The organism is Pseudoxanthomonas sp. SGT-18, assembly GCF_003931645.1.
Classification (GTDB): domain Bacteria; phylum Pseudomonadota; class Gammaproteobacteria; order Xanthomonadales; family Xanthomonadaceae; genus Pseudoxanthomonas.
In genome coordinates this window covers 229,986-256,385 of the sequence record NZ_RRYJ01000003.1, presented here as the reverse complement: position 1 = coordinate 256,385, position 26,400 = coordinate 229,986, and the positions used below count along the sequence as shown (strand labels likewise).

Genomic DNA, 26,400 nt, shown 5'->3' with positions numbered 1-26,400 from the left:
ATGCGCATGGGTCTTGCCGCCAACCGCCTGCACCACGCCACCGAGGACGCCGCGCTGTTCCGCTGGCTGCGCGCCAGCGGCCAGGGCATCCGCGAGCTGGGGCTGGAACTGCACGCCGTCGGCCGCACCCATGACGCCATCGTCGCCGCCGGCATGCTGGCCGGCTACGCAGGCCTCAAGCGCTATCCCTACGGCCGCGACGGCGGGCTGATGAAGCTGGTGGCCGAGGTCGTGGGCATGGAGGGCGATGCGCGCACCCTGGACGGGGCGATCTACCTGATCGACCCGGTCGATCCGTCCTCGGTGTTCCCCGAGGCGATCGCGCTCAAGCGCCAGTGCGTGATCCACGGCAAGCCCTTCATCTCCACCGTGGCCAGCGCGCGCGACTGGATCGAGGTCGAGCGCATCCATGCCGGGCTGGCGCCGGATCCGGGCGCCGACCGCTTCCACGCCTTCGAGTCGCAGACCCTGGCGCTGATCGCGCACGACGCGATGAAGCCGCAGATGCTGGCCTTCGCCGCCGAGAACTACGACGTGCTGTCGCGTTTCCGCCGCCGCGTGGCCACCGGCACCACCGGCCAGCGCCTCAACGAGATGGCCTGGAGCCGCGGCTGGCCGCAGGACACGCCCTGGGTGCACCGCTTCCTCAGCGGCCCGATGGGTGGCGACGCCCAGATCGCCGACCTGGTGCTGGAGCGCCGCTGCCAGCGCGCGGTGTTCTTCGAGGACCCGCACGTGGCGCGCCAGCACGAGGCCGACATCCAGCTGCTGGAGCGCGCGGTGACCACGGTCACCGACGAGGCGGTGTGCATCACCTCGCCGGCGGTGGCGGCGCGCTGGATCGCCGCGGTACGCAAGCGGCAGGCGCTGAGGCCGGCCTGATGTGCGTCGTCGCCTTCGCCTGGGACGCGCATCCGCGCTGGCGGCTGGTGCTGGCCGGCAACCGCGACGAGTTCCATGCACGCCCGACCGCGGCGCTGGCGCGCTGGGAGGATGCGCCGGGCATCGTTGCCGGGCGCGACCTCGAGGCTGGAGGTACCTGGCTGGGCGTGGACGATGCCGGACGCTGCGCGCTGGTGACCAACGTGCGCGACCTGCGCGCGCCGCAGGACGGGCTTTCGCGCGGCCTGCTGGCCAGCGACTGGCTGCGCGGCAGCCAGGATGCCGATGACGCCTCGCGCGACCTGCTTGAGCGCGCTGGTACCTATCGCCCCTTCAACCTGCTGCTGGCCGATCGCCGACACTGCACGTGGACCAGCAACCGGCCGGCGCCGCGGCGCGCCGTGGTCGGGCCCGGCGTGCACACGCTTTCCAATGCGGCACTGGATTCGACCTGGCCGAAGGCCATGGCACTCGGTTCGCGCCTGCAGGCATGGCTGGATGCCGGCGGCGATGGCGGCAACCTCGCGCCCCTGTTCGACGCGCTGGCCGACGACCGTATCCATCCGGACGAAGCGCTGCCGGACACCGGCATCGGCCTGGAGCGCGAGCGCTGGCTGTCGGCCGCCTTCATCCGCGGCGCCGAATACGGCACCCGCGCCAGCACCGTGGTGTTGCTGGCGCGCGATGGCGGCGGCCTGATCGTCGAACGGCGCTGGGGGCCGATGGGCGCAGCGCTGGGCGAGACGCGGATGGAGCTGGCTTCGTAGCCCAGCCAAGGCCGGAGGCGCATCGCGCCCCTGCGCGGTTGAAATGCGACGAACGTCCGGGCCGTCGCCATGGCCTGCGCCGTTGCGGCGCGACGCTCTGGCTTGCGTAACCCGGACAAGGCCGGAGGCGCATCCGTGGTGTGGTGGACGCCCGCACCCGGGAAGACGTCGGCAGCCTGGCCCTCTCCCCTTCCCTGCTTACAGGTCACCGGCGGGGCGCAGCTGCAGCAGCCAGTGCGCGCCGGTTTCGGGCAGGGGTTCGAACTCGAAGATCCATGGCGTGCGGCGGCCGTCCTCGCCGCACAGGGGCAGCAGTTCGCGCAGCGGTTCGCCCCTGGCCAGGCGGCCTTCCAGGTCGCTTTCGGCGATCGCGGCGGCCAGCGCCGGGTCGAGTTCGCGCAGGTCCAGGCCAAGCGCGGCCGAGGCCACGGTGCCGCTGGCGCGGGCGAAGGCCGGGTTGACGAACACCAGGCGGCTGCGCGGCGGTTCGCCGGTGCGGTCGATGATGGCCACGCCGTGGCGCATGCGCGCCAGGGTCGCCTCCAGCAGCACCAGGTCCTGGCGGTCGCGCTTGCGCTCCATCAGTTCGATCAGCACGCGCAGGCTGCGCGCCGAGTCCAGGTGCAGCGGCGACCAGGCGCGCGAGCGGCCACGCACGGTGTCCTGCCACAGCTCGAAGCTCTTGCGCGGCGACAGCCGGCCGGGGATGTCCTCCAGCTTGGCCAGCTGCGGGTTGCCGGCCCAGTTCACCGTGCGCACCTGCTCGCGCCGGGTCCACAGCAGGGCGCTGCGCGCCTGTGGTTGAAGCGGCACGTAGATGAAGCCGGCGGCATCGGGCGCCAGGTCGCCCAGTTCGGGGAACAGGGCGCCGATCTCGGACACGTGCAGGATGCCGGAGTGGTCGGTCTCGCGGCGCACCCCGGGGCTGGTCTCCAGCGCGGCGCGGATGCGGCGCAGGCCGGCCTCGTCCGGGGTGTGGCCCAGGCGGCTGAGCTGCTCGCCATGGAACACCGCCACGCCGTCGGCGTCGACCACGTCCAGCAGGTCGCCGGCCAGGTCGGTGAGCAGTTCCGGGGTGAAGCCCTCGGCCTCGGAGAAGGCGGTGATCAGCTTCTCGCGCACGGTCAGCAGCGACAGCTCCACCTCCGCGCGCGCGATCGCCTCCAGGCTGCCCACGCGCGCGGCCAGGGCCTGGCTCACCGCCTCGCAGGCCTCACGCACGGTCTGGTCGACGAAGCGCGGCTGGTAGTGGTGGCAGGCGACCAGGCCCCACAGGCGGTCGTTGACCACCAGCGAGGTGACCAGGGTCGCGGCCACGCCCATGTTCGAAAGGTATTCGCAGTGCACCGGCGAGACGCTGCGCAGGGCGGCGTCGCTAAGGTCCAGCGGCTGGCCGTCGCGCGGGTCCAGCGCCGGCTCCACCGGCACCGGGGTGTAGCCCACGTCCACGATCTGGCGGATGCGGGTACGCAGGTACAGCGCGCGCGCCTGCGCGGGGATGTCGCTGGCCGGGTAGTGCAGGCCCAGGTAGCTCTCCAGGCCGGGACGGCGCACCTCGGCGATCACGTCGCCGTGCCATTCCTCGTCGAAGCGGTAGACCATCACCCGGTCGTAGCCGGCCAGCGCGCGGATTTCGGCGGCGGCGTGGCACGCGGCCTCGGCGATGTCCGGGGCGCGGTCGATCTCGCGCTGCGCGCGCAGGGCATCGCCCAGCGCCAGGGACTGCGCGCCCTGGGCCGGTTCCAGTTCCAGCAGCCAGCGCTGCGGGTACAGGTGCCAGGCGGCGGTCCAACGCGACAGGCCGGTGCGCACCACGGTGCACGGCGCATGCGCCAGGTGCACCGCCTGCTCCACCGGGCGCAGCGCCGCGGCCTGCGCCGGCGCCAGCTGCAGCAGTTCGTCCCAGCGCTGGCCCTGCACCTGGCCCTGGCCGCCGAGCAGCTCGGCGGCGGCATTGGCGCTGGCCTGCAGCACGCGGCCGTCGGCCGGGTCGACCACCAGCAGGATGCCGTGCGGCTGGATCGAACCGGGGATGTGGATCGGCTCGCGCGCGCAGGCGTCGAGGTCCGGCGCTTCGGGGGCAAGGCTCATGCGGGAACGGTTCCTGCGTCGTCGCGGACGACGCTGTTGCGGGCCAGCTGGCCATGGAAGTGGGTGAACATCGCCTGCGCGCCGGCGACCGCACGGGCGCGGCGGCCGGCATCCGGCAGCGCCTGTTCCAAGGCGGCGCGGAACGCCGGCCAGCCGGGGCCTTCGGCGGATTCGAAGTGGCGCACCGCGGCGCCCACCCCGGGCAGGCGCGCGCGCAGGTGGCGGGCGATCAGTTGCCCGCCCAGGGCCGAGCCCTCCACCACGTAGAGCATGCCCCAGGCCTCGGCCTCGCAGGCCGCGACCGGTCCCGGCACCTGCCCGGTATCGGGACGCATGCCCAGTGCCATCAGGTCGTAGCGCAGGCCCTCGGCACGCGGACGCCAGGGCCAGGCCAGCGCCTGCAGGCGCGCGGCATTGGCCTGTTCCCAGCCGGCGTGGATGCGCAGCAGCGCCTGCAGCACCTCGGCCACGATGTCCTCGTCGACCGCCGGCGACATCAACGCCGCCATCAGCGGCACCGACTCGACCTGCGCGTGCAGGCCTGCGGTGGCAGCCTGCAGGGTGCGCCACGCGGCGTCCTCGCGCGGCCGGCCGGGCGCGGCGCCGGGGCCGTCGGGAAGCGGGGTGGTTCCATCCATGGGGTGCAGCCTAGCAAAAGCAGCGCGGGCCACGACGCGTTCACCGCGCTGAACGCCGGCGGCGTCAGAACCTTGCCGTTCACCCGCCACTGAGCCGCGGCGCGGCAGGGTGCAGCCACACCCGAAGCAGGAGACTGCGATGAAGCGTACCGCCCGCCTTTACTTCCCCGCGATGGTCGCCCTGGCGCTGGCGCTGCCGGCCACCGCGCAGCAGACCGACCAGGCCAAGCCGGCCAATGCACCGGGCGCCGAGCGCCAGCAGGCCGCCAGCCAGGCCCTGACCGAGGTCCAGGTACGCGCGCTGCTGGCCAGCGCCGGCTACACCCGGATCAACGACGTGGAGTTCGACGACGGCATGTGGGAAGCCGACGCCACCAGCGCCGACGGCAAGCGGGTCGACGTGCGGGTGGACGCCGAGGGCCGCATCCATGCCGATGACCAGGTGTCCAGCCTCAGCGCCGAGGACGTGAAGGCGCGCCTGGCCGCCGCCGGCTACTCGAAGATCCACGACGTGGACTTCGACGACGGCATCTGGAAGGCGGAGGGTGAGCGCAAGGACGGGCAGAAGGTCGAGCTACGCGTCGACCCGAAGGATGGCCGCATCCTCAACGTCGAGAACGACTGATCCACCGGGGTGGCCACCTTCGGGTGGCCGCGCCGCTTATTCCGCAGGCGGGCGCGCGTAACGCCAGCCGACCGCGAACGCCGCGCCCAGCAGCAGCGCCGCCAGCAGCCACGGCGCGCCCGGCAGGTGCGCCGGTGCGCGCTCGCCGATGAACAGCGCGAACACGCTGGTGAACAGCACCGGGCCGACGATGCCGGCCAGGCTCACCAGGCTCATCAGCGCGCCCTGGATGCGGCCTTGGGCTTCCGGCCCGACCTGGCGGGTGATCAGCGCCTGCGTGGCCGGCGAGGCCAGCGCCCACAGTGCGCTGACCGGCAGCGCCAGCAGGAACAGCCAGGGCGTGCCGGCAAAGCCGTAGATCGCGAAACCGGTCACGCCACAGCCCAGGCCCAGCAGCAGCGTGCGGCGCTCGCCCAGGCCGCGCACCACGCGCCCGACCAGCAGGGCGTTGACGATGATGCTCATCACGCCCACGCCGGCCAGCACCCAGCCCACTTCGCGCGGGCCCCAGGCGAAACGGTACTCGGCGAACAGCACGAACACGCTGGGATAGACGTAGTGCGCCAGGTTGGCCAGCAGCACCACCGCGGCCAGGCCGAACACCTGCGGGTAGCTGCGCAGCAGCACCATCGCCCCGAACGGGTTGGCATGGGCCAGGTCGAAGCGCGCCGTGCGCCGTTCCGGCGGCAGCGATTCGGGCAGCACGAACACGCCGTAGAGGAAGTTCAGCAGCGCCAGCCCGGCGGCGAACCAGAACGGCAGGCGCAGGTCGATCCCGCCCAGCCAGCCGCCGATCATCGGCCCGACCACGAAGCCCAGGCCGAAGGCGGCGCCGATCATGCCGTAGCTCCTGGCCCTGCGCTCGGGCGGGGTCACGTCGGCAATGTAGGCGTTGGCGGTGGTGAAGCTGGCCGAGGCCACGCCGGAGATGATGCGCGCCACCAGCAGCATGCCCAGCGAGGTGGACAGGGCCATGACCACGAAGTCCAGGCCCAGGCCCAGGCACGAGACCAGGATCACCGGACGCCGGCCGTAGCGGTCCGACAACGCGCCCTGCACCGGGGTGGACAGGAACTGCACCGCGGCAAACACCATGCCGAAGATGCCGACCCAGTGCGCCGCGGCCGCAAGGTCGCCACCGGTGAACTCCTGCACCAGATGCGGCAGCACCGGGATGATCACGCCGAACGACAGCACGTCGATCAGCACGGTGACGAAGATGAAGACCAGCGCGGCCGTGCGCCGGTGGGAAGCGATTGGACTCACGCGGGGTGGCCGGCTGGAGACAGGCGGCGCGCATTATCGGGCAGACGCCGCGCGGGCGCGCGGCGATGGGTGCCGACAACCACGCAGGCACGCACGCGGCCGGCCCCGGTCAAAGCGGCTGCACGGCGATGGCCTGCACCAGCGCGTGCGCCTGCCCGGGCGCCAGAGCGACCAGGTCCGGTCCGGCATTGGCCGCCTCCACGCACAGGAACTGGCGCCAGTGCGGGCCGACGTCGGCCATCTTCGCCGCCGCCTGCGCGCCGGGATTCCACACCACCGCGCTGCGACCGCCCTCCACCTGCAGTTCGATCGCGCGGCCCAGGCCCGGATCGACCAGGCGGTAGCGGCCGCCGGCGGCGGGATAGGTGCGGTCGCTGCGGCCGGGGTCGCGCGGATCGGCCAGGATCCAGTCGCCGTGCTGGGTGTGGGCGCGGTAGCCGTCGTTCTTGTCCAGGTAGGTGCGCCCGTCCAGGCCCTCGACCCGTACCTGCTCCACGTCGGCGACGCGGAAGTAGTTGTGCAGCGCCTCGGTGAAGACCACCGGAGCGCTGCCGGCGTTGGTGGTCAGCAGCGCCTGGCGCAGGTGGCGGCCGACGTGGACCTCGGTGCGCAGGCGCAGGTCAAGGCCCTGCAGCGCCGGCGGCTCCAGCACCACGGTGATGCCATCGTCCGCCGCGCGTGCCGCCACCAGGCGCCACGGCAGGGTGCGCACGAAGCCATGCGAGGGCACGTCGTTGCCCTGGCCCTGGCGGCCGAAGAACGGCCAGCACACCGGGGTGCCACCGCGGATCGGCGTGGGCAGCTCCGCGCGCAGCGGCGACAGCCAGAACACGTCCTGGCCGCCGCGCGGCACGTACGACAGCACCTGGCCGCCGAACAGCGCGATCGCCGCGCTGGCGTGCGGGGTTTCCACCAGCACCGCGTCCAGGCCCTCGAACCGGCCCAGGCGTACGCCAGGTACATCGATGGCCGTGTCGCTGGCGGTAGTGGCGGGCGACTGCTGCCAGGCGGCGAAGTCGGGAGGCATGCCGAAGACGGTGGGACTGGTCACGGTGGTAGCGGTCGCTGTGGGAGGGGCGGGCGCCGCGTCCGGCAGCGGCGCACGCGCCTCCGGCCCGCTGCAGGCGGTTGCCAGCAGGCAGCACAGGACCAGGCGGATGCGGGACGTCGCTCGGCTCATGCGGTATGCGGACGTGGAATCCGCTGCATGATACCCGGCGCACGTGGCCTGCCCTCGGTCAACGCGCGGCCTGGCGCAGCAGGCGCAGGCCGAAACCCTCCGGCTCGCCACCCCAGCCGTCGACCACCTCCAGCCCAGCGCGCGCGGCCAGCGCGGAGAAGCCCCGGTCGGTGTACTTGTGGCTGTACTCGACCTCGATCGCCTCGCCCTCGGCGAAGTCGAACGCCAGGCCGGCCACGTGCACCCGCTGCGGCCGCAGGCTCACCAAGCGGGTCTCGATGCGCTCGCGCTGCGGGACGTAGCGGGCGTCATGGGCGAAGCCGGACAGGTCGAAGTCCGCGGCCAGCTCGCGGTTGAGCCGCACCAGCAGGTTGAGGGTGAACTCGGCGGTGACCCCGGCGGCGTCGTTGTACGCGGCCTCCAGCAGCGCCGGGTCCTTGACCAGGTCGATGCCCACCAGCGCGCGCCCGTCGCGGCCGATGGTCTCGCGCATCGCAGCCAGCAGCCGCACCGCCTCGGCCTCGACGAAGTTGCCCAGGGTCGAACCGGGGAAGAACACCAGGGTGCGCGCCGGCGCGCGCGGCGGCCGCGGCAGCTGCAGCGGGCGGGTGAAGTCGGCCTGCAGCGGCAGCATCGCCACCTGCGGGAAACGCGGCCGCAGGCGCGACACGCAGGCTTCCAGCGCCGCCGGCGAGATCTCCACCGGGGTGTAGGCCAGCGGCGCGCGCAGCCCGGCCAGCAGGCGCTCGGTCTTCAGGCCGCTGCCACTGCCGTACTCGACCACGTGCGCGTCCGCGCCCACCGCCGCGGCGATGGCCGGCATGCGCGCGTGCAGCAGGGCCAGCTCCACCCGGGTCAGGTAGTACTCCGGCTGCCGGGTGATGGCCTCGAACAGGGCCGAGCCGCGGGCGTCGTAGAAGTACTTGGACGGCAGCCGCCGCGGCCGTGCCGAAAGCCCGGCCAGCACGTCCTCGCGCAGGGTCGGCCCGGCGGGCACGGGATTGGCGGCGAGCGCGGCGGGCGGCATCAGGGCTCCGCTCAGCTGCGCGGCAGGTCGCGGGCCAGGCGCAGCCCGGAGAACTGCCAGCGCGCGTGCGGCGGGAAGAAGTTGCGGTAGCTGGCGCGGACGTGGCCGCGCGGGGTGGCGCAGCTGCCGCCGCGCAGCACGAACTGGCCGCTCATGAACTTGGCGTTGTACTCGCCGGTGTCGTCCTGCCACGGGCGGAAGCCGGGGTAGGCCAGGTAGGCGCTGGCGGTCCATTCCCAGGCATCGCCGTACAGCTGCAGCGGCCCCTGGCCGGCCCCGGCCGATGGCGGGCACGGCTCCAGCACGCCGTCGTCGGCGAAGTGCCCGTCCGGCGGCAGCTGGCGCGCGGCGTGTTCCCATTCGGCCTCGGTCGCCAGGCGCGCGCCGGCCCAGCGGGCGAAGGCGTCGGCCTCGTAATAGCTGAGGTGGCAGACCGGCGCGTGCGGGGCCAGCGCGCGCAGGCCGCCCAGGGTGAAGGCCTGCTCCAGGTCCGGCTCCCAGTACAGCGGCCGTTCCCAGCCCTCGGCCTGGACCCGGGCCCAGCCGTCGCTGAGCCACAGCCGCGGCTCGCGGTAACCGCCCTCCTCGACGAACTGGCGGTACTCGGCATTGCTGACCGGGCGGCTGGCCAGGGCATGCGGCGCCAGCAGCACGCGGTGCATGGGGGACTCGTTGTCGTAGGCGAAGTCCGGCGCCTGCGGCCAGGCCGGGGCGCCGATCTCCACCACCTGCTCGCCGCTGCCGATCCAGTGCAGCGGCAACGCGGAGGCGGGGCGCGCGGCCGGATCCGGCAGGTCCGGGCGGTAGGCCGGGCGCAGCGGCTGGCTCCACAGCGCGTGCTTGAGGTCGGTCAGCAGCAGCTCCTGGTGCTGCTGCTCGTGGTGCAGGCCCAGCTCCAGCCGGCGCAGCTGCGCCGGCGCCAGGGTGCCGGCCTTGAGCAGGCGCAGCACGCGCGCGTCCACCGCCTCGCGCCAGGCCAGCACCGCAGCCAGCGACGGCCGCGACAGCAGCCCGCGCTGCGGCCGCGGCTGGCGCGGGCCGGCGCTGTCGTAGTAGCTGTTGAACAGGTAGTGCCAGTGCGGCTGCAGCGGCTCCAGGCCCGCCGGGGCCAGCACGAAGTGCTCGAAGAACCAGGTGGTGTGGGCCAGGTGCCATTTGGCCGGGCTGGCGTCGGCCATGCTCTGCAGCATGGCGTCCTCGGGCGACAGCGGCGCAGCCAGGGCCACGCTGGCGGCACGTACGGCGGCGTAGCGGGCGGCCGTGGCCTGGCAGTGGCGGGCGGGGATGGCGACTTGGGTGGCCAGGTCCATCGCGGCACGCTAGCCGGGCGCCCATGAGCGCTGCGTCAGGGAAGCGTTAGGCGGATGCGGAGAGGGAGGGACCCGCGTTCACGAGACGTCGCCATCGACGTAGTACCAGCGGCCGCCCTCGCGCACGAAGCGGCTGCGCTCGGTCATGCGCACGGCGGGGCGGCCGCCGGCACGGTAGCGGGCGACGAACTCGACCTCGGCGCGGTCGCCGGCGGCGCGGTGGGACTTGATGGCCAGGCCCAGCCAGACCACGCGCAGGCCGTCCGGATCGTCCAGGTCCAGCGCGGTCGGGCGGGTGGAGGGGTGCCAGGTGGCGCGCAGGTAGTCCGGCAGGCCCAGCACGTAGGCGCTGTAGCGCGAGCGCATCAGCGCCAGCGCGTCCGGGGCCGGTTCGCCGCCGTGCCAGCGGCCGCAGCAGGCCTCGTAGGGCCGGCCGGTGCCGCAGGGGCAGTCGCGGGTCTCCAGCGCGGCCATGGCCTCAGCGCCGGCCCTCGATGAAGCGCAGGAACTCCGAGCGGGTGCGCGCGTCCTCGCGGAAGCTGCCGAGCATGCACGAGGTCACCATGCTCACCCCGCGCTTGTGCACGCCGCGGGTGGTCATGCACTCGTGCGCGCCGACCACGACCACGCCCACGCCCTGCGGCTGCAGCACGTCCTGGATGGTGTGGGCGATCTGCGCGGTCATCTTCTCCTGCACCTGGAAGCGGCGCGCGTAGGCGTCCACCACCCGGGCCAGCTTGCTGATGCCCACGACCTTGCCCGCCGGCAGGTAGCCCACGTGGACCCGGCCGATGATCGGGGCCATGTGGTGCTCGCAGTGGCTTTCGTACTCGATGTCGCGCAGCACGATCATCTCGTCGTAGCCGGCCACCTCCTCGAAGGTGCGGGCCAGGTACTCGCGCGGGTCCTCGCGGTAGCCGCTGAACCAGTCGCCATAGGCCTCGGCCACCCGCCGCGGGGTATCCAGCAGGCCCTCGCGGCCGGGGTCCTCGCCCGCCCAGCGCAGCAGGGTGCGCACGGCCTCCTCGGCCTGCTCCCGGGTGACGGCGGGGGTGGGGGAACTGGAAGTCATGGGCGGCGATACGGTCCGGGGGAGGTGGAAATCGTACCCGACCGGCCGCCGCCCCGCCCCGCTCAACTTTTTCCGGCTGCCGCCGTTCTATCCGGGGACCACACGCCCTCGCCGAGCGGTCGCGGCGCGCGGGGGCCCGAGGCCGGGAGCCACATGCCGCCAGCAGGACCCATCGCCAGGCTGCGGGAGCTGATCCCAGTGACGTCGGGTGACCCGGCGTTGCTGAAGGCGCAGTACCGCGCGTTCGCCGGCCAACTCCCGCTCATGTACGCGCTGCTGGTCGCCAATACCTGGCTGCTGGCCTGGACCCACATGGCCCACGCCCCGCCCTGGCTGACCGTGGGCGCGCCGGCGCTGCTGACCCTCAGCTGCCTGGTCCGCTTCGCGCAGTGGTGGCGCGGCCGCGGCCAGGTGCCGGACGCGGCCGAGGCCCGCCGTGCCCTGGCCTGGAGCACCCGCCTGGCCTGGCCGATGGCGCTGGCGTTCACCCTCTGGGCGCTGGCGCTGTTCCCGTACGGCGACGCCCATACCCGTTCGCACGTGGCCTTCTTCATGGCCACCTGCGCCACCGTGATCCAGCTGCACATGATGCACCTGCGCGCGGCGATGCTGGGGGCGGCGATCATCTTCAACGGTGGCTTCGTCCTGTTCTTCGCCGCCACCGGGGAGCCGACCTTCGTGGCCATGGCCCTGGGCGTGGGGCTGATGACCTTCGGCGTGGTCTCCACCCTGCTGCGCCAGTACCGGCGCTTCACCGCCCTGGTCGGCGCGCGCCTGCACGCCGAGCGGCTGGGCGCGGAGAACCTGCGCCTGGCCAACATCGACAGCCTCACCCGGCTGCCCAACCGGCGCGCCTTCTTCGCCACGCTCACCGAGGCCTGCGCGCGCGCCGACGCCAATGGCACGCGCCTGGCGGTGGGCATCATCGACCTGGACGGGTTCAAGCCGATCAACGACCTGCACGGCCACCTGGCCGGCGACCGCCTGCTGCGCCAGGTCGGCCGGCGCCTGGCCAGGCTGGCCGACGGCCGCGTGCACCTGGCGCGTCTGGGCGGCGACGAGTTCGCGCTGATCGCCGAGGACCTGGGCGACGACGCCGCCTACGTGGCCTTCGCCCGCGACGTCTGCGCGCAGCTGCGCGAGCCGTTCCAGCTGCAGGACATGGCGCTGCAGGTCACCGCGACCATGGGCCTGGTGCTGTACCCGGACCTGGCCGGCCATGCCGAGGACCTGTACGAGCGCGCCGACTACGCCCTGTACCACGGCAAGCGCCAGCACCGCGGCGGAGTAAGCCTGTTCTCGGCCGACCACCACCAGCGCATCCAGCACGAGGCAGCGATCGAGCAGGCGCTGCGCAACGCCGACCTGGAGGCGCAGCTGTCGGTCGCGTTCCAGCCGATCATGTGCATGGCCACCGGCAAGGCGCTGGCGTTCGAGGCGCTGGCGCGCTGGACCCACCCGCAACTGGGCCCGGTCTCGCCGGCGGACTTCATCCCGGTGGCCGAGCGCGCCGGCCTGGTCAACCGCATCACCCGCGCCCTGCTGCGCAAGGCCCTGGCCGAGGCCCGGCGCTGGCCGGAGGCGGTGGGCCTGTCGTTCAACCTGTCGATGCACGACCTCGGCTCGGGCGAGGACCTGGCCGGGCTGCTGGAGCTGATCGAGCTCAGCGGCGTGCACCCGGCCCGGATCGACATGGAGATCACCGAGACGGCGGTGCTGCACGACACCGCCCAGCTGCAGCGCGCGACCGGGCAGCTGCGCGGGCTGGGCTGCGGCGTGTCGCTGGACGACTTCGGCACCGGCTTCTCCAGCCTCAGCCAGCTGCTGGCGCTGCCGCTGACCAAGATCAAGATCGACCGCCGCTTCGTCACCGGCATCCCGGACAAGCCCACCAGCATGAAGATCGTGCGCTCGCTGCTGGCGCTGAGCCGCGACATGGAGCTGGGCTGCGTGATCGAGGGGGTGGAGACGCGCGAGGAGCTGGCGGTGTTGCGCGAGCTGGGCGGCAACCTGATGCAGGGCTACCTGTTCGCGCGGCCGATGCCGGCCGAAGCGGTGCGCGCCTGGCTGGAGAGCGCGCAGCGCGCGCCGGCACCCGCCGGCGCCTGAGCCTCAGCGCACGGAGCCGACGCCGGCGCCGTCATTGGCACCGCCCTCCTCGCCGGCGACCGCCAGCGGGCGCACGTGCTGCAGCAGCGCCACCAGGGCATGGCCGGGTTCCTCCCACGGGACCAGGTGCGCGGAGCGCTCGAACCACTCGCCGTGGCGGTAGGGCGCGCGCACCTGCCGCAGCCATTCCTCCGTGGGCTGTGAGGGCGTGGTGTAGTCGTGGCGGCCCATGAACATCACCACCGGGAGCGGGAACTGGCGCACGCCGCGGAAATCGACCTGCAGGAACTCGTCCAGCACCCGGCCCAGGGTGAACAGGCTGCCGGCGTCGATCGCGCAGCGGTCGGCGTCGTCGTAGTCCGGCGACAGCAGGGCGCCGTGGAAGAACCAGCGCGAGTTGTCGCGGAACGCGCTGAGCCCGCCGTAGTACTGCGCCCACTTGCGCGCGGTGACGATGCGCTCGCGGGTCAGCGGCGCGTCGCCGGGATAGGGGGCGATCGCCTCCATCTCCGCCACCGCCGCGGCATTGCCCTCGGCGCGGGCGCGGGCCAGGCCGTACTCGAAGCTCAGGCGTTCGTTGGTCCGGGCATGGATCACCTGGCCGATGCCGACGTAGGCATGGAACAGGTCCGGCCGCTGCAGCGCGGCGTGCATGCCGACCACCGTGCCCCAGCTGTGCCCGGCCAGCACCAGCTTGCGCTTGCCGTAGCGCTGGCGCAGGTGCTCGGCCAGGGCGATGGCGTCGTCCACGTACTGCTGGATGCGCAGGGTGCCGTCGATCGCCTCCGGCGGGTTGAGCCGGAAGGTGCGGCCGGCGCCGCGCTGGTCGTAGTGGACGACGGTGAAGTACTCCTCCAGCGGGCGCTGGAACTGCCACAGGGTCGGGATCACCGGCGAGGCAGGCCCGCCGTGCACGAACAGCAGCAGCGGGTTGGCGTGGTCCTGGCCGCGCACGTGGACCCAGTGGCGCACGCCGTTGACCGGCACTTCGTACGCCTCCTGCACGCCTTCCGGAGCGACGATGCGCTCCAGCTCGGCGAGCAGTTCGCGCCCCGGGGCGTAGGCCGCATGGTCGGCGCAGTCCTCCGCCGCGGCGGCGGGGATCCAGGCGGCAAGGCAACCAAGCAGGAGGAGGGCGGCACGATGCATGGGCGGTTCCGGTTCGGCACGGGCCGGCGCGATTGTGGGCAGCCGCCGCCGGCGCGGCATATGCCACAGGTCCCGGGGCGCGTGATCGCCGTCGCTCCGCCATGACCAGGGCCGCGGTGCGGCGCGCCCCCGCATGCAGCAGAATGCGGCGGTTGTCCCCACTTCCGGAGAGTTGTCCCGTGCGTCCTGCCCTTGCCCGCAGCACCCTCGCCATCGCCCTCGGCCTCGCCCTGCCGCTGGCCCTGACCGCCTGCAGCCAGGGAGACACCGGCAACGCCGGCACCTCCCAGGCCGCCGCGGCGGACGCGGCGGCCGTCCAGGCCGAGACCCAGCGCCTCAATGCCTGGTTCGACGCCAAGTACGAGGAGGCGCTGCGCTTCAGCCCGATGCAGCTGACCTTCCTCGGCCGCAAGGAGCTGTACGACCAGCTCGACGACATGTCCGAGGCCGGCCTGCGCCAGCGCGTGGAGTGGCTGGAGGCCTCGGTGCGCGAGATGGAATCGCAGTTCGACTACGCGCGCCTGGACCCGGAGGCGCAGCTGTCCTGGGACCTGTGGAAGAAGCAGGCCGAGCGCGCCCGGGTCGAGCTGCAGTACCTGGCGCACGACTATCCGTTCGAGCAGATGGGCGGCCGCCAGAGCGAACTGCCGACCTTCCTGATCGGCTTCCACAAGGTCGACGAGGAGCAGGACTACCTGGCCTACGTCTCGCGCCTGCAGAAGGTGGGCGTGGCCTTCGACCAGCTGCTGGAGCGCGCCCGCGCCTCGGCCGCCGCCGGCATCCGCCCGCCGCGGTTCGCGCTGGAGGGCGTGATCGACCAGTCGCGCAAGGTGATCACCGGCGCGCCGTTCGGCGCCGGCGCCGACAGCGCGCTGTGGGCCGACGCCCAGGCCAAGGCCGATGCCCTGGTCCAGGCCGGGAAGATCGACGCCGCCCGCGCCGGCGAGCTCAAGCAGCAGGCGCGCGCCGCCCTGCTGGAGTCGGTGAAGCCGGCCTACGAGCGGGTGATCGCCTTTGCCGAGGCCGAGCTGCCCAACGCCCTGGTCAACCCCACCGGCGTCGGCCAGACCCATCCGGACGGCGCGGCCTATTACGCCGCCCAGCTCAAGCGCCACACCTCCACCGACATGACCGCCGAGCAGATCCACGAGCTGGGCCTGGCCGAGGTCGCGCGCCTGCGCGGCGAGCTGGAGCAGGTGCAGAAGCAGCTGGGCATCGAGGGCGACCTGCAGGCGTTCTTCCGGCAGGTGCAGTCCGATCCCAAGCGGCTGTACCCGAACACCGACGCCGGCCGCCAGGCCTACATCGACGACGCCACCGCCAAGATCGGGAACATCAAGCAGCACCTGCCGGAGTACTTCGGCCTGCTGCCCAAGGCCGACCTGGTGGTCAAGCGCGTGGAGGCGTTCCGCGAGCAGGACGGCGCCGCCCAGCACTACTACCCCGGCACCCCGGACGGCTCGCGCCCGGGCATCTACTACGCGCACCTGTCGGACATGAACTCCATGCCCAGGACCGAGCTGGAGGTGATCGCGTACCACGAGGGCCTGCCCGGCCACCACATGCAGATCTCCATCGCCCAGGAGCTGACCGGGGTGCCGCAGTTCCGCACCCAGATGTTCGACACCGCCTACGCCGAGGGCTGGGGCCTGTACGCGGAATGGCTGGCCAAGGAGATGCCGGGCACCTACGAGGATCCGTATTCGGAGTACGGCCGGCTGATGTCGGAGATGTGGCGCGCGATCCGCCTGGTGGTGGATACCGGCATGCACGCCAAGGGCTGGACCGAGGAACAGGCGGTGGAATACTTCCGCGCCAACAGCTCGGTGCCGGACGCGGCGATCCGCTCGGAGATCCAGCGCTACCTGGTGATGCCCGGCCAGGCCACCGCGTACAAGGTCGGCATGATCCGCATCCAGCAGCTGCGGCGGAAGGCCGAGGAGGCACTGGGCGAGCGCTTCGACATCCGCGGCTTCCACGACGCGGTGCTGGGCGGCGGCGCGATGCCGCTGGACCTGCTGGAGCGTCGCGTCGACGCCTGGATCGCCTCGCGCAAGCAGGCCTGACCCCGGCCCGGGAAGCAGGAAGGCCCGGCGAAAGCCGGGCCTTTTTGCACCACATGGCGGCGGGACAGGGCCTTGCAGGCACCAATCAGCAATCCCGAACCACGGCCCCGCGCCGCCCGCCGCCCAGCAGCCGGGCCGGCAGCATCAGCAGCGCGCGCAGCAGCTCGAACAGGGCCGAGCAGGTGATGCCCACCAGCCGCAGCGGCAGCGACAGCAGCCACACCAGCGGCCACAGCAACAGGGCCAGGATCGCCAGCGGCCAGCACAGGACCAGCAGCAGGCACCAGGCGGCAAGCGCGAACAGGGTGTTCATCGGCGGCAGTCCTCCTCGGTCATGCCAGGCAAGCCTCGGCGGCCGCGGACGGAGCCGCAAGCGCGCTGCGACGGAACCGGGAATGCGCCGACGGAACCCCGCCAGCGGCGACCGGCGCGCGCCCGCCTCCGCTCAGGGCGCCGGTTCGGGCGCGGCGAAGGCCTTGCTGTAGATCCCGGATCGGTCGAAGCAGCAGGCCCGCCGCTTGCCCTTGGCCAGCATGTCGCAGGCGCTGGCGATGCGGCCGGCGCGGGTCTCGGCCTTCTTGCCCGAGCTGATCCAGTGGATCCAGTCGCGGCGCGCCGCCGCGGTGATGTCGCGCCAGGTGGCCAGCGCCCGCGACTGCGCGGCCAGCGCGCGCTCCAGGTCCTCCGGCACTTCGGGTTCCGGCTCCTGCTCCAGCGGGGCGATCTCCAGCGCGACCTCCTGCCCGGCCGCGACCCCGGCCGCCGCGGCCAGGGCCGGCTCCACCTTCAGCCAGTGGCCGCCCTTCCCGTCCGGCTGCAGGGTGGCCTGGAAGGGTTGTCCGGCGAGGGTGCCGGCCACGCTTACCTGGCCACGGCTGGGCAGGCGGGCACTGGCGGCGGCGGGCAGGACGAGGAAGGTCCAGTCGGCATCGGCCGGGCGCAGGGGCCGGGCCAGGCGGGCCCGGAAGCGGACCGGGCCGGGAGACGGGGCGGAAGTCTTGCGGGCCATGGCCCAACCCTACACCGGCCGGTCACGGCCGGGACTGTAAATCACCGTGGCCGCGTCCCTCCCCCCGGGACGCGGCCACGGCCAGCAGGTCACCAGGTGGAGGTCGTTGCAGCCGCGACCCCCGTCACGGCGCCACATTCGACCGCATGGCTGCTGGTTTGGAACGGAACCAGCCTGCCAATTGTTCGGTACATCCGAACCCCTTTTGGACCCCTGTCCCGACCTGCGTATGCAGGCCAGGGGGAGGCCAGGTTCCGCGGCCAATGGGGCCCGCGGTCTGGCTGAGGCGCTGCGCTCCCCCGAGTCGCGCGCCACTCCCGGGGCTGAACATAACGTGATTTTCCGGTTCTGGGAACGCTACTAGTAGAGGTGCGTATGGTGCGGCGCAACGCGGCCGCGGCCCGGGCCGCGCCTTGACCCGGGTTTCACCGCACTGAATCCCCACAAAACCTCCCCGCGACAAGCAGTTGCAATTTAATTAATGAGTCAATTAAATCCGGGGCCATGAGCCCGGACACCCCTCCCGAAACCCAGGATCCACCCGTGACCGCTATCACGAAGCGCGCGCGGCCCCGTCCCGGGCGCCCCGCCGGCCGCGCCGCGGCCTCCGCCGAAGCCCCCCGCCGCAGCCGCGGCCGCCCGCCCCAGGGGGCCGGCCTGGACCAGCGCCAGCGCCTGCTCGATGCCGCCCTGGCCTGCTACGTGCGCCACGGCATCGCCGCCACCCGGCTGCGCGACATCGCCGCCGAGGCCGCGGTCACGCCGGCGCTGGTGCACTACTACTTCAGCGACGCCGCCGGCCTGCGCGAGGCGGTGATCGGCGAGCGCCTGATGCCGGTGTTCCAGCAGGTGCGCGACACCCTGCTGGGCATGCCCGAGGCCCCGTTGCGCGAGGTGGTGGCCGCCTTCGTCGACGTGATCTGCGCGCAGGTGCGGCGCCACGAATGGCTGCCGCCGCTGTGGATCCGCGAGGTGGTCAGCGAGGGCGGCGAGCTGCGCGACCTGCTGGTGTCACGCCTGGCGCCGCAGCTGGCAGCGGTGATGGCCGCGCGCTTTGCCGCCGAGCAGGCCGCCGGCCGGCTCAATCCCGCGCTGGACCCGCGCCTGCTGATGGTCTCGCTGGTCGGCCTGACCCTGTTCCCCGCCTCCGGCGCGCCGATCTGGCGGCAGCTGTTCGCCGCCGAGGACCTGGGCATCGACGCCATCCGCAACCACGCGCTGGCCCTGCTCGAGCGCGGCCTGGAGCTGCCCGCATGATCCGCTTCCCGTGGCCGGCCCTGGCGCGCACCGCGGTGCTGGCCGTTTCCGTCCTCGTGCTGGGCGCCTGCAGGCCCGCCACCGACCAGGCGCTGGGCACGCTGGAGTACGACCGCATCACCCTGCCCGCCCCGGCCGCCGAGCGCATCGCCAGCATCGAGGTGCGCGAGGGCGAGCGGGTCGGGGCCGGCCAGCGCCTGCTGGTGCTGGAACGCACCCGCGGCGACGCGCAGCTGGCCGCGGCCGAGGCCGAGGTCGCGCGCCAGCGCCAGGCGTTGGAGGAACTGCGCAATGGCGCGCGCCGCGAGGACATCGCCCAAGCCCGCGCCAACCTGGCGGCCGCCCAGGCCCAGGCGCGCGACGCGCGCGCCTACTTCGAACGCGTGCAGCCGCTGGGCGCGCGCCAGCTGGTCTCGGCCGCCGAGGTCGACCGCGCCCGCGCCGCCGCCGGCAATGCCGAGGCCCAGGTCGCCGCCGCGCGCGCGGCGCTGCAGGAGCTTGAGAACGGCGTGCGCCCGGAGCAGGTCGCCCAGGCCGAGGCCGCGCTGGCCGCCGCTGAGGCGCAGCTGCGCGGCCAGGCCGAAACCACCGGTCGCCTGGACGTGGTTGCCCCGCGCGCCGGACGGGTCGACAGCCTGCCCTACCGCGCCGGCGACGAGGCCCCGGTCGGCGCGCCACTGGCGGTGCTGCTGGTCGGCGAGCGTCCCTACGCGCGCATCTACGTGCCCGAGCCGTTGCGGCCGCGGGTGCAGGTCGGCCAGGCGGTGCGCGTGCAGGTGGGCGCCGATGGCCAACGCAGCTACCCGGGCCGGGTGCGCATGGTCCGCAGCGAACCGGTGTTCACTCCGTACTACGCGCTGACCGGCAAGGACGCCGCGCGCCTGAGCTACCTGGCCGAGGTGGAACTGGAAGGCGAAGGCGTAGGCGAGCTGCCGGCCGGACTGCCGCTGCGGGTGGAATTCGGCAATGCACGCTGAAGCGCCCGAGGAGGGGATCGCCATCCGCGCACGCGGCCTGAGCAAGTGCTTCGGCCCGCTGCGCGCGGTCGACGGCGTGGACCTGACCGTGCCGCGCGCGCATGTGTACGGCTTCCTGGGGCCCAACGGCTCGGGCAAGTCCACCACCATCCGCATGCTGTGCGGGCTGCTGACGCCCAGCGAGGGCCAGATCGAGGTGCTGGGCCTGCGCATCCCGAAAGAAGCCGACGCGCTGCGCCTGCGCATCGGCTACATGACCCAGAGGTTCTCGCTGTTCGAAGACCTGTCGGTGCGCGAGAACCTGGAGTTCCTGGCCGCGGTGTACGGCCTGCCGCGCCAGCACAGCCGCCAGCGGGTGGACGAACTGGTCGAGCGCTACCGCTTCGGCGACCGCCAGAAGCAGCTGGCCGGCACCCTCAGCGGCGGCCAGAAGCAGCGCCTGGCCCTGGCCGGGGCGGTGATCCACGGGCCGGAGCTGCTGTTCCTGGACGAACCCACCAGCGCGGTGGATCCCGAATCACGGCGTGATTTCTGGGAAGCGCTGTTCGCGCTGGCCGATGCGGGCACCACCCTGCTGGTGTCCACCCATTACATGGACGAGGCCGAGCGCTGCCATCGCATCGCCATCCTCGACCGCGGCCGGCTGGTGGCCGACGGCAGCCCCGGCGAACTGGCCGGCCAGCTGTCCGGACGCACGGTGGAAGTGCTGGCGCCGCAGCCGCGGCGCGCGCACGAGGTGCTGGTCGGCCTGCCGCAGGTGATCAGCGTGGCGCAGATCGGCAACAGCCTGCGTGTGCTGGCCACCGCCGATGCGGGCCAGGTCGAGGATGCGGTGCGCGATGCGCTGCGACGCGCGGGCGTGGCCGGCGAGGTGGGCGCCTCCGATCCGAACCTGGAGGACGTGTTCGTCGCCGCCACCCGCGGCCGCGCCGGCATGGAGGACGCGGCATGAACCTGCGCCGGGTATGGGCCGTGGTGCTCAAGGAGCTGCGCCAGATCCGCCGCGACCGCATCAGCATGGCGCTGATCGTGGTGATCCCGGTGATCGACCTGCTGCTGTTCGGCTACGCGATCAACTTCAACCCGCGCAACCTGTCGGCGGCGGTGGCCGACCAGGCCATGACCGCGACCTCGCGCGCGGCGGTGATGGACATCAACGCCACCGGCGTCATCCGCACCACGGCCGTGGCCGATACCCCGCAGGAACTGGTGGACATGCTGCGCCGGGGCGAGGTCAGCGTGGGCATCGCAGTGCCCCCGGATTTCGACCGGCGCCTGGCCGACGGCCGCCCGGCGCTGCAGGTGATGGTCGACGGCACCGACACGGTGGTGCAGGCGGCGGCCAACCAGATCGCGCAGACGCCGCTGGAACGCGCCTCCGGCGGGCGCCCGGCGCGGGCCACGCCGCAGATCGAGGTGGTGAGCTTCTACAACCCGCAGCGGCGCAGCGCGGTGAGCATCGTGCCGGGCCTGATCGGCATCATCCTGACCATGACCATGGTGATGTTCACCGCCATGGCCATCGTGCGCGAGCGCGAGCACGGCAACATGGAACTACTGATCGCCACCCCGCTGGACCGCAGCGAGCTGATGGTGGCCAAGGTCCTGCCCTACGCGGTGATCGGCCTGGTCCAGACCACGCTGATCCTGGCCCTGGGCATCTGGATGTTCGACGTGCCGCTGCTGGGCAGCCTGCTGGACGTGTACATCGCCGCGCTGCTGCTGATCGTGGCCAACCTGGCGCTGGGCCTGCTGATCTCGACCCGGGCGCAGTCGCAGTTCCAGGCCATGCAGATGACGATCTTCGTGTTCCTGCCCTCGATCCTGATGTCCGGCTTCATGTTCCCGTTCGCGGGCATGCCCAAGCTGGCGCAGTGGGTGGCCGAGGTGCTGCCGATGACCCACTTCCTGCGCCTGGTGCGCGGGGTGATGCTGCGTGGCGCCAGCCTGTGGGAGCTGTGGCCCTCGGTGGCGGCGCTGGCGGCCTTCACCGCGGTGATGATGACCGCCGCGATCCTGCGGTTCCGCAAGCGGCTGGACTAGCCACCGCCGGGACGGCGCTTGCAGCGCCCGCCCGCCCCTGCGCCGGCCACCTTGAAAACGGCCGCCGCGCCAACACATCGGACCCCTGCAATCCGTGTCCCAGGGGACCTTCCGATGACCACCGAGACCACCGAAACGTCCGCCCCCGCTTCCGAGACCCGCCGGTTCGAGGCCGAGGTGTCCCAGGTGCTGCACCTGGTGACCCACTCGCTGTACTCGCACAAGGAGATCTTCCTGCGCGAGCTGGTGTCCAACGCCTCCGACGCCTGCGACAAGCTGCGCTTCGAGGCCATCGGCAAGCCGGAGCTGCTGGCCGGCGAGGGCGAGCTGCGGATCGAGATCAGCCACGACCGCGATGCCCGCACCGTGACCATCCGCGACACCGGCATCGGCATGGACCGCGGCGAGGTGATCGCCAACATCGGCTCGATCGCCAGCTCCGGCACCCGCCGCTTCCTCGAGGCGCTGGGCGAGAACCAGAAGGCCGACGCGCGCCTGATCGGCCAGTTCGGCGTGGGCTTCTACTCGGCCTTCGTGGTCGCCGACCGGGTCACCGTGCTCACCCGCCGCGCCGGCACCCCGGCCGAGGCCGGCGTGAAGTGGGAAAGCGACGGCCGCGGCGAGTACACCCTGGAGCCGGCCATGCTGGAGCACACCGGCACCACCATCGTGCTGCACCTGAAGGAGGGCGAGGACGAGTTCCTCGATGGCTGGAAGCTGCGCGCGCTGGTGCGCAAGTACTCCGACCACATCGCCTTCCCGATCCGGATGCCGAAGGAGACCGGCAAGGACGAAAAGAAGGACGCGCCGGAGTGGGAGACGGTCAACGACGCCTCGGCGCTGTGGACCCGGCCGAAGAACGAGATCAGCGACGAGGACTACCGCGGCTTCTACAAGTCGCTGGGCCATGACTTCAACGATCCGGCGGCCTGGACCCACAACCGCGTGGAAGGCAGCCAGAGCTTCACCACCCTGCTCTACCTGCCCTCGCAGCCGCCGTTCGACCTGCTGATGGGCGGGCGCGACGAGCGCAAGGGCCTGAAGCTGTACATCAGGCGCGTGTTCGTGATGGACGCGGCCGAGGAGCTGCTGCCCAACTACCTGCGTTTCGTGCGCGGCGTGGTCGATGCCGACGACCTGCCGCTCAACGTCAGCCGCGAGATCCTGCAGCAGAACCGCCAGCTGGAGCGGATCCGCGGGGCGTGCGTGAAGCGCGTGCTGGACCTCATCGACAGGCTCTCGCGCGAGGAGCCGGAGAAGTTCGCCGCCTTCCTCAAGGCCTTCGGCAACACGCTCAAGGAGGGCATCGTCGAGGATCCGTCCAACCGCGAGCGGATCGCCAGGCTGCTGCGCTTCGCCTCCACCCGTGGCGAGGGCGCGGCGCAGACGGTGTCGCTGGACGACTACATCGAGCGCATGCAGCCGGGCCAGGACGCGATCTGGTACGTCACCGCCGAGAGCCACGCCGCCGCCGCCGGCAGCCCGCAGCTGGAGGCGTTCCGCGGCAAGGGCATCGAAGTGCTGCTGATGTCCGACCGGATCGACGAGTGGATGGTCGGCCACCTGCACGAGTACGCCGGCAAGCCGCTGCGCCACGTGGCCAAGGGCGAGCTGCCGCTGGACGAGGCCGAGAAGAAGCAGCAGGAGGAGGCTGCCCAGGCCGCCGCGCCGCTGCTGGAGCGGCTGAAGAAGCTGCTGGAGGGCAAGGTGCAGGAGGTGCGCGTGTCCGCGCGCCTGACCGATTCGCCGGCCTGCCTGGCCCTGGCCGAGTACGAGATGGCACCGCACCTGGCACGACTGCTGCGCGAGGCCGGCCAGGCCGTGCCGGAAAGCCTGCCGACCCTGGAGGTCAATCCGCGCCACGCCCTGCTGCAACGGATCGCGGCCACCGGGGACGACGCCCAGGCCGCCGACCTGGCGACCCTGCTGCTGGAGCAGGCGCAGCTGACCGCCGGCGCGCCGCTGGCCGATCCGGCCGCCTTCGTGCAGCGGATCAACCGCCTGCTGGCGGGCTGAGCGCCTTGCGCCCGCCGCCGCCTGCCCCCCGCAGGCGCCGTGCGGCGGCCGCCTCTGCCGCTGGCGCCGCGCCAGCGCCTGCGGATCGGTCGCCGCCTCCATCCGCGCTGCCCAGGGCCTTCCCCGGGTAGCGCGCATTGGCGCCGCCCAGCCACACCGGCAGCTGCGCCGGGCGGCCCTGCTTTGCCGGGACTGCCCCGCCCCCGGGACCTCCGGCACTGCCCTGCCCCGGGCCCCGGGCGCATGCTGGGACCAATGGCCGGCGATCCTGACCGGCCCCTCCGGAGCCCTACATGCTGCGCAAGCTGCTACTTTCCTCGGCGATCGCCCTGGCCCTGTCCGCCTGCGGCGAACGTACCGCCAACGAAAACGCCATGCCCGATTCCAGTGCCACCCCCGCCGGCGCCGCCCAGGGCGACAACGCCCTGCTGGCGCCCAGTCCGCTGCCCTTCCAGGCGCCGCCGTTCGACCGCATCCGCGACACCGACTACCAGCCGGCGATCGAGGAGGGCATGCGCCAGCACCTGGCCGAGATCCGCGCCATCGCCGACAACCCGGAGCCGCCGAGCTTCGCCAACACCATCGAGGCGATGGAGCGCGCCGGCGCCCTGCTCTCGCGCGCGATGCTGGTGTTCGAGGCCATGACCTCGGCGCACACCAACCCGACCCTGCAGGCGGCCGAGGAAGTCCTGGCGCCGAAGCTGGCCGAGCACAGCGATGCCATCCACCTCGACCCGGCGCTGTTCGCCCGGGTCAAGGCCGTCTACGACCAGCGCGACTCGCTGGGCCTGGACGCCGAGCAGAAGACCCTGGTCGAGCACCGTTACGACGCCTTCGTGCGCGCCGGCGCCCTGCTCTCGGACGCGGACAAGGCCGAGCTGCGCAAGCTCAACGCCGAGGAGTCCTCGCTGACCACCGCGTTTGGCGCCAAGCTGCTGGCCGCCACCAATGCCGGCGCCGTGCTGGTGACCGACAAGGCGCGCCTGGAAGGCCTGGACGAGGGCACCCTCGCCGCCGCCGCCGAGGCGGCCAAGGCCGCCGGCAAGGAGGGCTGGCTGCTGGAGCTGCAGAACACCACCCAGCAGCCGGTGCTGGGCAAGCTGAAGGACCGCGCCCTGCGCGAGGAGATCCTGGCCGCGTCGATGAACCGCGCCGCCCGGGGCGACGACAACGACACCCGCGCCACCATCCTGCGCCTGGCCAAGCTGCGCGCACGCAAGGCGCAGCTGCTGGGCTTCGACAACTACGCCGCCTACGCCATCGCCGACCAGATGGCCGGCACCCCGGAAGCGGCGTTGAAGCTGCTCAACGACACCGTGCCGGCCGCCACCGCGCGCGCGCGCGCCGAGCTGGCCAAGATCCAGTCGGTGGTCGACCGCCAGGGTGGCGGCTTCAGCGCCGGCGCCGCGGACTGGGACTTCTACGCCGAGCAGGTGCGCCAGGCCGAGTACGACCTGGACGAGGCCCAGGTGCGCCCCTACTTCGAGCTGGACCGCGTGCTCAGGGACGGCGTGTTCTACGCCGCCCAAGAGCTGTACGGCATCACCCTGAAGGAGCGCACCGACCTGCCGGTCTACCACCCGGACGTGCGCGTGTTCGACGTGTTCGACGCCGACGGCACCCAGCTGGCGGTGTTCTACCTCGATCCGTTCAAGCGCCCGAGCAAGCGCGGCGGCGCCTGGATGGGCAACTTCGTCGAGCAGGACGGCCTGGCCGGCACGATCCCGGTGATCTACAACGTCGAGAACTTCACCAAGCCCGCGCCCGGCCAGCCGGCGCTGCTGAGCTTCGACGACGTCACCACCCTGTTCCACGAGTTCGGCCACGCCCTGCACGGCCTGTTCTCCAGGACCACCTACCCGAGCCTGTCCGGCACCAACGTGCCGCGCGACTTCGTCGAGTTCCCCTCGCAGTTCAACGAGCACTGGGCGCTCTACCCGCAGGTGTTCGCCAACTACGCCCGCCACTACCAGACCGGCGAGCCGATGCCGAAGGAGCTGGTGGAGAAGATCGTGCGCGCGCGCACCTTCAACCAGGGCTACGCCACCACCGAGTACCTGGCCGCCTCGCTGCTGGACCTGGCCTGGCACCTGCTGCCGGCCGACGCCAGGGTGGAGGACGTGGACGCGTTCGAGAAGCAGGCCCTGGCCAGGTACAAGGTGGACCTGGCCGCGGTGCCGCCGCGCTACCGCAGCAACTACTTCGCCCATGTCTGGGGCGGCGGCTATGCGGCCGGCTACTACGCCTACTTCGGCGCCGAGGTGCTGGACCACGATGCCTTCAAGTGGTTCGAGGAGAACGGCGGCCTGACCCGCGAGAACGGCAAGGTCTTCCGCGAGAAGATCCTCTCCATCGGCCACTCGCGCGACCTGGCCAGTGCCTACCGCGAGTTCCGCGGCAAGGATCCCAGCGTCGAGCCGCTGCTGGAGTTCCGCGGCCTCAAGTAAGCCGCGCGCTGCAGCGACAGGAAGGCCCGCGCAAGCGGGCCTTCTTCTTTGCTGCTCCGGTTCCTCCCAACGGGCGCTCGGGAGGGGGCCAGGAGGCCGGCGCATTGCCGATGGCGCGTTCCCGGCACCCAACCCGGATGCGGCCTTCGGCCTTGTCCGGGCCACGCATGTCGTGGCATCACCGCGGGAACGCCCGCGCCCTCAGCGCTTGAGGGCGGCAACGATCTCCGGAACGCTCAGCCCGATCTCCAGCTGCAGGCGCACGTACTCGCGCTCCTTGCGCGACAGCGGGCGGCCGACCTCCAGGCGCACGTCCTCGGCCTGCAGGATGCGCATGATCCGCGGCAGCGCCGAGCCCACCGCATCGGGGCCGTAGCCGGCTTCGACCAGCGCGGCGCGCATTACAGCTTCAACGTCCATGGCCATCCGGATCATGCGGGGGAGGCGGCCATTCTGCCTGATGCCGCCC

23 protein-coding genes are annotated in these 26,400 nt (G+C 72.5%); 11 read left to right on the top strand and 12 right to left on the bottom strand.

Annotated features, from left to right (window positions below; genetic code table 11):
- Together EIM47_RS06560 and EIM47_RS06555 are read left to right on the top strand one after the other, a co-directional pair.
- A complete protein-coding gene (locus EIM47_RS06560; protein ID WP_125076456.1) occupies window positions 1-882 on the top strand; it encodes a methylglyoxal synthase in 882 nt (293 codons plus the stop codon).
- The gene (locus EIM47_RS06555; protein WP_125076455.1) at window positions 882-1,649 is read left to right on the top strand and encodes an NRDE family protein; all 768 of its coding nucleotides are present in this window, start codon (window positions 882-884) and stop codon (window positions 1,647-1,649) included. The genes EIM47_RS06560 and EIM47_RS06555 overlap by 1 nt, the downstream gene beginning before the upstream one ends.
- Window positions 1,650-1,847: 198 nt before the next feature.
- Here EIM47_RS06555 and bphP read toward each other — a convergent pair whose 3' ends face one another.
- Window positions 1,848-3,740, bottom strand: coding sequence for a bacteriophytochrome BphP (bphP, locus tag EIM47_RS06550; RefSeq protein ID WP_125076454.1), 1,893 nt, complete (start codon window positions 3,738-3,740; stop codon window positions 1,848-1,850).
- Window positions 3,737-4,378, bottom strand: a complete 642-nt coding sequence (locus EIM47_RS06545; RefSeq protein ID WP_125076453.1) for a biliverdin-producing heme oxygenase — start codon at window positions 4,376-4,378, stop codon at window positions 3,737-3,739. Before EIM47_RS06545 ends, bphP begins: the two co-directional genes overlap by 4 nt.
- A 139-nt stretch (window positions 4,379-4,517) precedes the next feature.
- Here EIM47_RS06545 and EIM47_RS06540 point away from each other — a divergent pair, with 139 nt between their 5' ends.
- The gene (locus EIM47_RS06540) at window positions 4,518-5,003 is read left to right on the top strand and encodes a PepSY domain-containing protein (RefSeq protein ID WP_037035195.1); all 486 of its coding nucleotides are present in this window, start codon (window positions 4,518-4,520) and stop codon (window positions 5,001-5,003) included.
- 36 nt (window positions 5,004-5,039) lie between these two features.
- On the opposite strand, the gene EIM47_RS06535 is transcribed toward EIM47_RS06540, so the two are convergent.
- From EIM47_RS06535 to folE, 6 genes are all read right to left on the bottom strand, one after another.
- Window positions 5,040-6,269 carry a TCR/Tet family MFS transporter gene (locus tag EIM47_RS06535; RefSeq protein ID WP_125076452.1) on the bottom strand — a complete coding sequence of 410 codons (1,230 nt, stop codon included), beginning with the start codon at window positions 6,267-6,269 and terminating at the stop codon, window positions 5,040-5,042.
- A gap of 109 nt (window positions 6,270-6,378) precedes the next feature.
- Window positions 6,379-7,320 (bottom strand): D-hexose-6-phosphate mutarotase, encoded by a 942-nt coding sequence (locus tag EIM47_RS06530; protein ID WP_240626179.1) that lies wholly within the window; start codon window positions 7,318-7,320, stop codon window positions 6,379-6,381.
- 187 nt (window positions 7,321-7,507) lie between these two features.
- Window positions 7,508-8,476, bottom strand: a complete 969-nt coding sequence (gene egtD, locus EIM47_RS06525) for an L-histidine N(alpha)-methyltransferase (protein ID WP_125076451.1) — start codon at window positions 8,474-8,476, stop codon at window positions 7,508-7,510.
- 11 nt (window positions 8,477-8,487) lie between these two features.
- On the bottom strand, window positions 8,488-9,786 hold the full coding sequence (egtB, locus tag EIM47_RS06520) for an ergothioneine biosynthesis protein EgtB (RefSeq protein WP_125076450.1): 1,299 nt from the start codon (window positions 9,784-9,786) through the stop codon (window positions 8,488-8,490).
- Window positions 9,787-9,864: 78 nt separating this feature from the next.
- Window positions 9,865-10,260, bottom strand: a complete 396-nt coding sequence (locus tag EIM47_RS06515) for a YchJ family protein (protein WP_028915722.1) — start codon at window positions 10,258-10,260, stop codon at window positions 9,865-9,867.
- 4 nt (window positions 10,261-10,264) lie between these two features.
- Entirely contained in the window at window positions 10,265-10,858 is a 594-nt protein-coding gene (gene folE, locus EIM47_RS06510) for a GTP cyclohydrolase I FolE (protein WP_019399297.1), read from the bottom strand.
- Window positions 10,859-11,056: 198 nt separating this feature from the next.
- Here folE and EIM47_RS06505 point away from each other — a divergent pair, with 198 nt between their 5' ends.
- On the top strand, window positions 11,057-12,967 hold the full coding sequence (locus tag EIM47_RS06505; protein ID WP_240626178.1) for an EAL domain-containing protein: 1,911 nt from the start codon (window positions 11,057-11,059) through the stop codon (window positions 12,965-12,967).
- 3 nt (window positions 12,968-12,970) lie between these two features.
- Here EIM47_RS06505 and EIM47_RS06500 read toward each other — a convergent pair whose 3' ends face one another.
- Window positions 12,971-14,116 carry an alpha/beta hydrolase gene (locus EIM47_RS06500; RefSeq protein WP_125076449.1) on the bottom strand — a complete coding sequence of 382 codons (1,146 nt, stop codon included), beginning with the start codon at window positions 14,114-14,116 and terminating at the stop codon, window positions 12,971-12,973.
- 179 nt (window positions 14,117-14,295) lie between these two features.
- Between EIM47_RS06500 and EIM47_RS06495 the strand changes: the two genes are divergently transcribed.
- Complete coding sequence (locus EIM47_RS06495) at window positions 14,296-16,182, top strand: DUF885 domain-containing protein (RefSeq protein ID WP_125076448.1); 1,887 nt, start codon at window positions 14,296-14,298, stop codon at window positions 16,180-16,182.
- A gap of 85 nt (window positions 16,183-16,267) precedes the next feature.
- On the opposite strand, the gene EIM47_RS06490 is transcribed toward EIM47_RS06495, so the two are convergent.
- Window positions 16,268-16,495 carry a hypothetical protein gene (locus EIM47_RS06490; RefSeq protein WP_019399301.1) on the bottom strand — a complete coding sequence of 76 codons (228 nt, stop codon included), beginning with the start codon at window positions 16,493-16,495 and terminating at the stop codon, window positions 16,268-16,270.
- Between the two features lie 132 nt (window positions 16,496-16,627).
- Complete coding sequence (locus EIM47_RS06485) at window positions 16,628-17,191, bottom strand: YdeI/OmpD-associated family protein (RefSeq protein WP_125076447.1); 564 nt, start codon at window positions 17,189-17,191, stop codon at window positions 16,628-16,630.
- A gap of 543 nt (window positions 17,192-17,734) precedes the next feature.
- On the opposite strand from EIM47_RS06485, the gene EIM47_RS06480 reads away from it, so the two are divergent.
- The 6 genes from EIM47_RS06480 (at window position 17,735) to dcp (ending at window position 25,931) form a co-directional block, all read left to right on the top strand.
- Window positions 17,735-18,448, top strand: coding sequence for a TetR/AcrR family transcriptional regulator (locus EIM47_RS06480; protein WP_240626177.1), 714 nt, complete (start codon window positions 17,735-17,737; stop codon window positions 18,446-18,448).
- Window positions 18,445-19,425, top strand: coding sequence for an HlyD family efflux transporter periplasmic adaptor subunit (locus EIM47_RS06475; protein ID WP_125076445.1), 981 nt, complete (start codon window positions 18,445-18,447; stop codon window positions 19,423-19,425). Before EIM47_RS06480 ends, EIM47_RS06475 begins: the two co-directional genes overlap by 4 nt.
- The gene (locus EIM47_RS06470; RefSeq protein ID WP_240626176.1) at window positions 19,415-20,377 is read left to right on the top strand and encodes an ABC transporter ATP-binding protein; all 963 of its coding nucleotides are present in this window, start codon (window positions 19,415-19,417) and stop codon (window positions 20,375-20,377) included. Before EIM47_RS06475 ends, EIM47_RS06470 begins: the two co-directional genes overlap by 11 nt.
- Window positions 20,374-21,468 (top strand): ABC transporter permease, encoded by a 1,095-nt coding sequence (locus tag EIM47_RS06465; RefSeq protein ID WP_028915716.1) that lies wholly within the window; start codon window positions 20,374-20,376, stop codon window positions 21,466-21,468. Before EIM47_RS06470 ends, EIM47_RS06465 begins: the two co-directional genes overlap by 4 nt.
- A gap of 114 nt (window positions 21,469-21,582) precedes the next feature.
- Window positions 21,583-23,484, top strand: a complete 1,902-nt coding sequence (gene htpG, locus EIM47_RS06460; RefSeq protein WP_125076444.1) for a molecular chaperone HtpG — start codon at window positions 21,583-21,585, stop codon at window positions 23,482-23,484.
- A 293-nt stretch (window positions 23,485-23,777) separates the two neighbouring features.
- Entirely contained in the window at window positions 23,778-25,931 is a 2,154-nt protein-coding gene (gene dcp, locus EIM47_RS06455) for a peptidyl-dipeptidase Dcp (RefSeq protein ID WP_125076443.1), read from the top strand.
- Between the two features lie 201 nt (window positions 25,932-26,132).
- Here dcp and EIM47_RS06450 read toward each other — a convergent pair whose 3' ends face one another.
- Window positions 26,133-26,351 (bottom strand): polyprenyl synthetase, encoded by a 219-nt coding sequence (locus tag EIM47_RS06450; protein ID WP_232211023.1) that lies wholly within the window; start codon window positions 26,349-26,351, stop codon window positions 26,133-26,135.
- Between the last annotated feature and the right edge of the window lie 49 nt (window positions 26,352-26,400).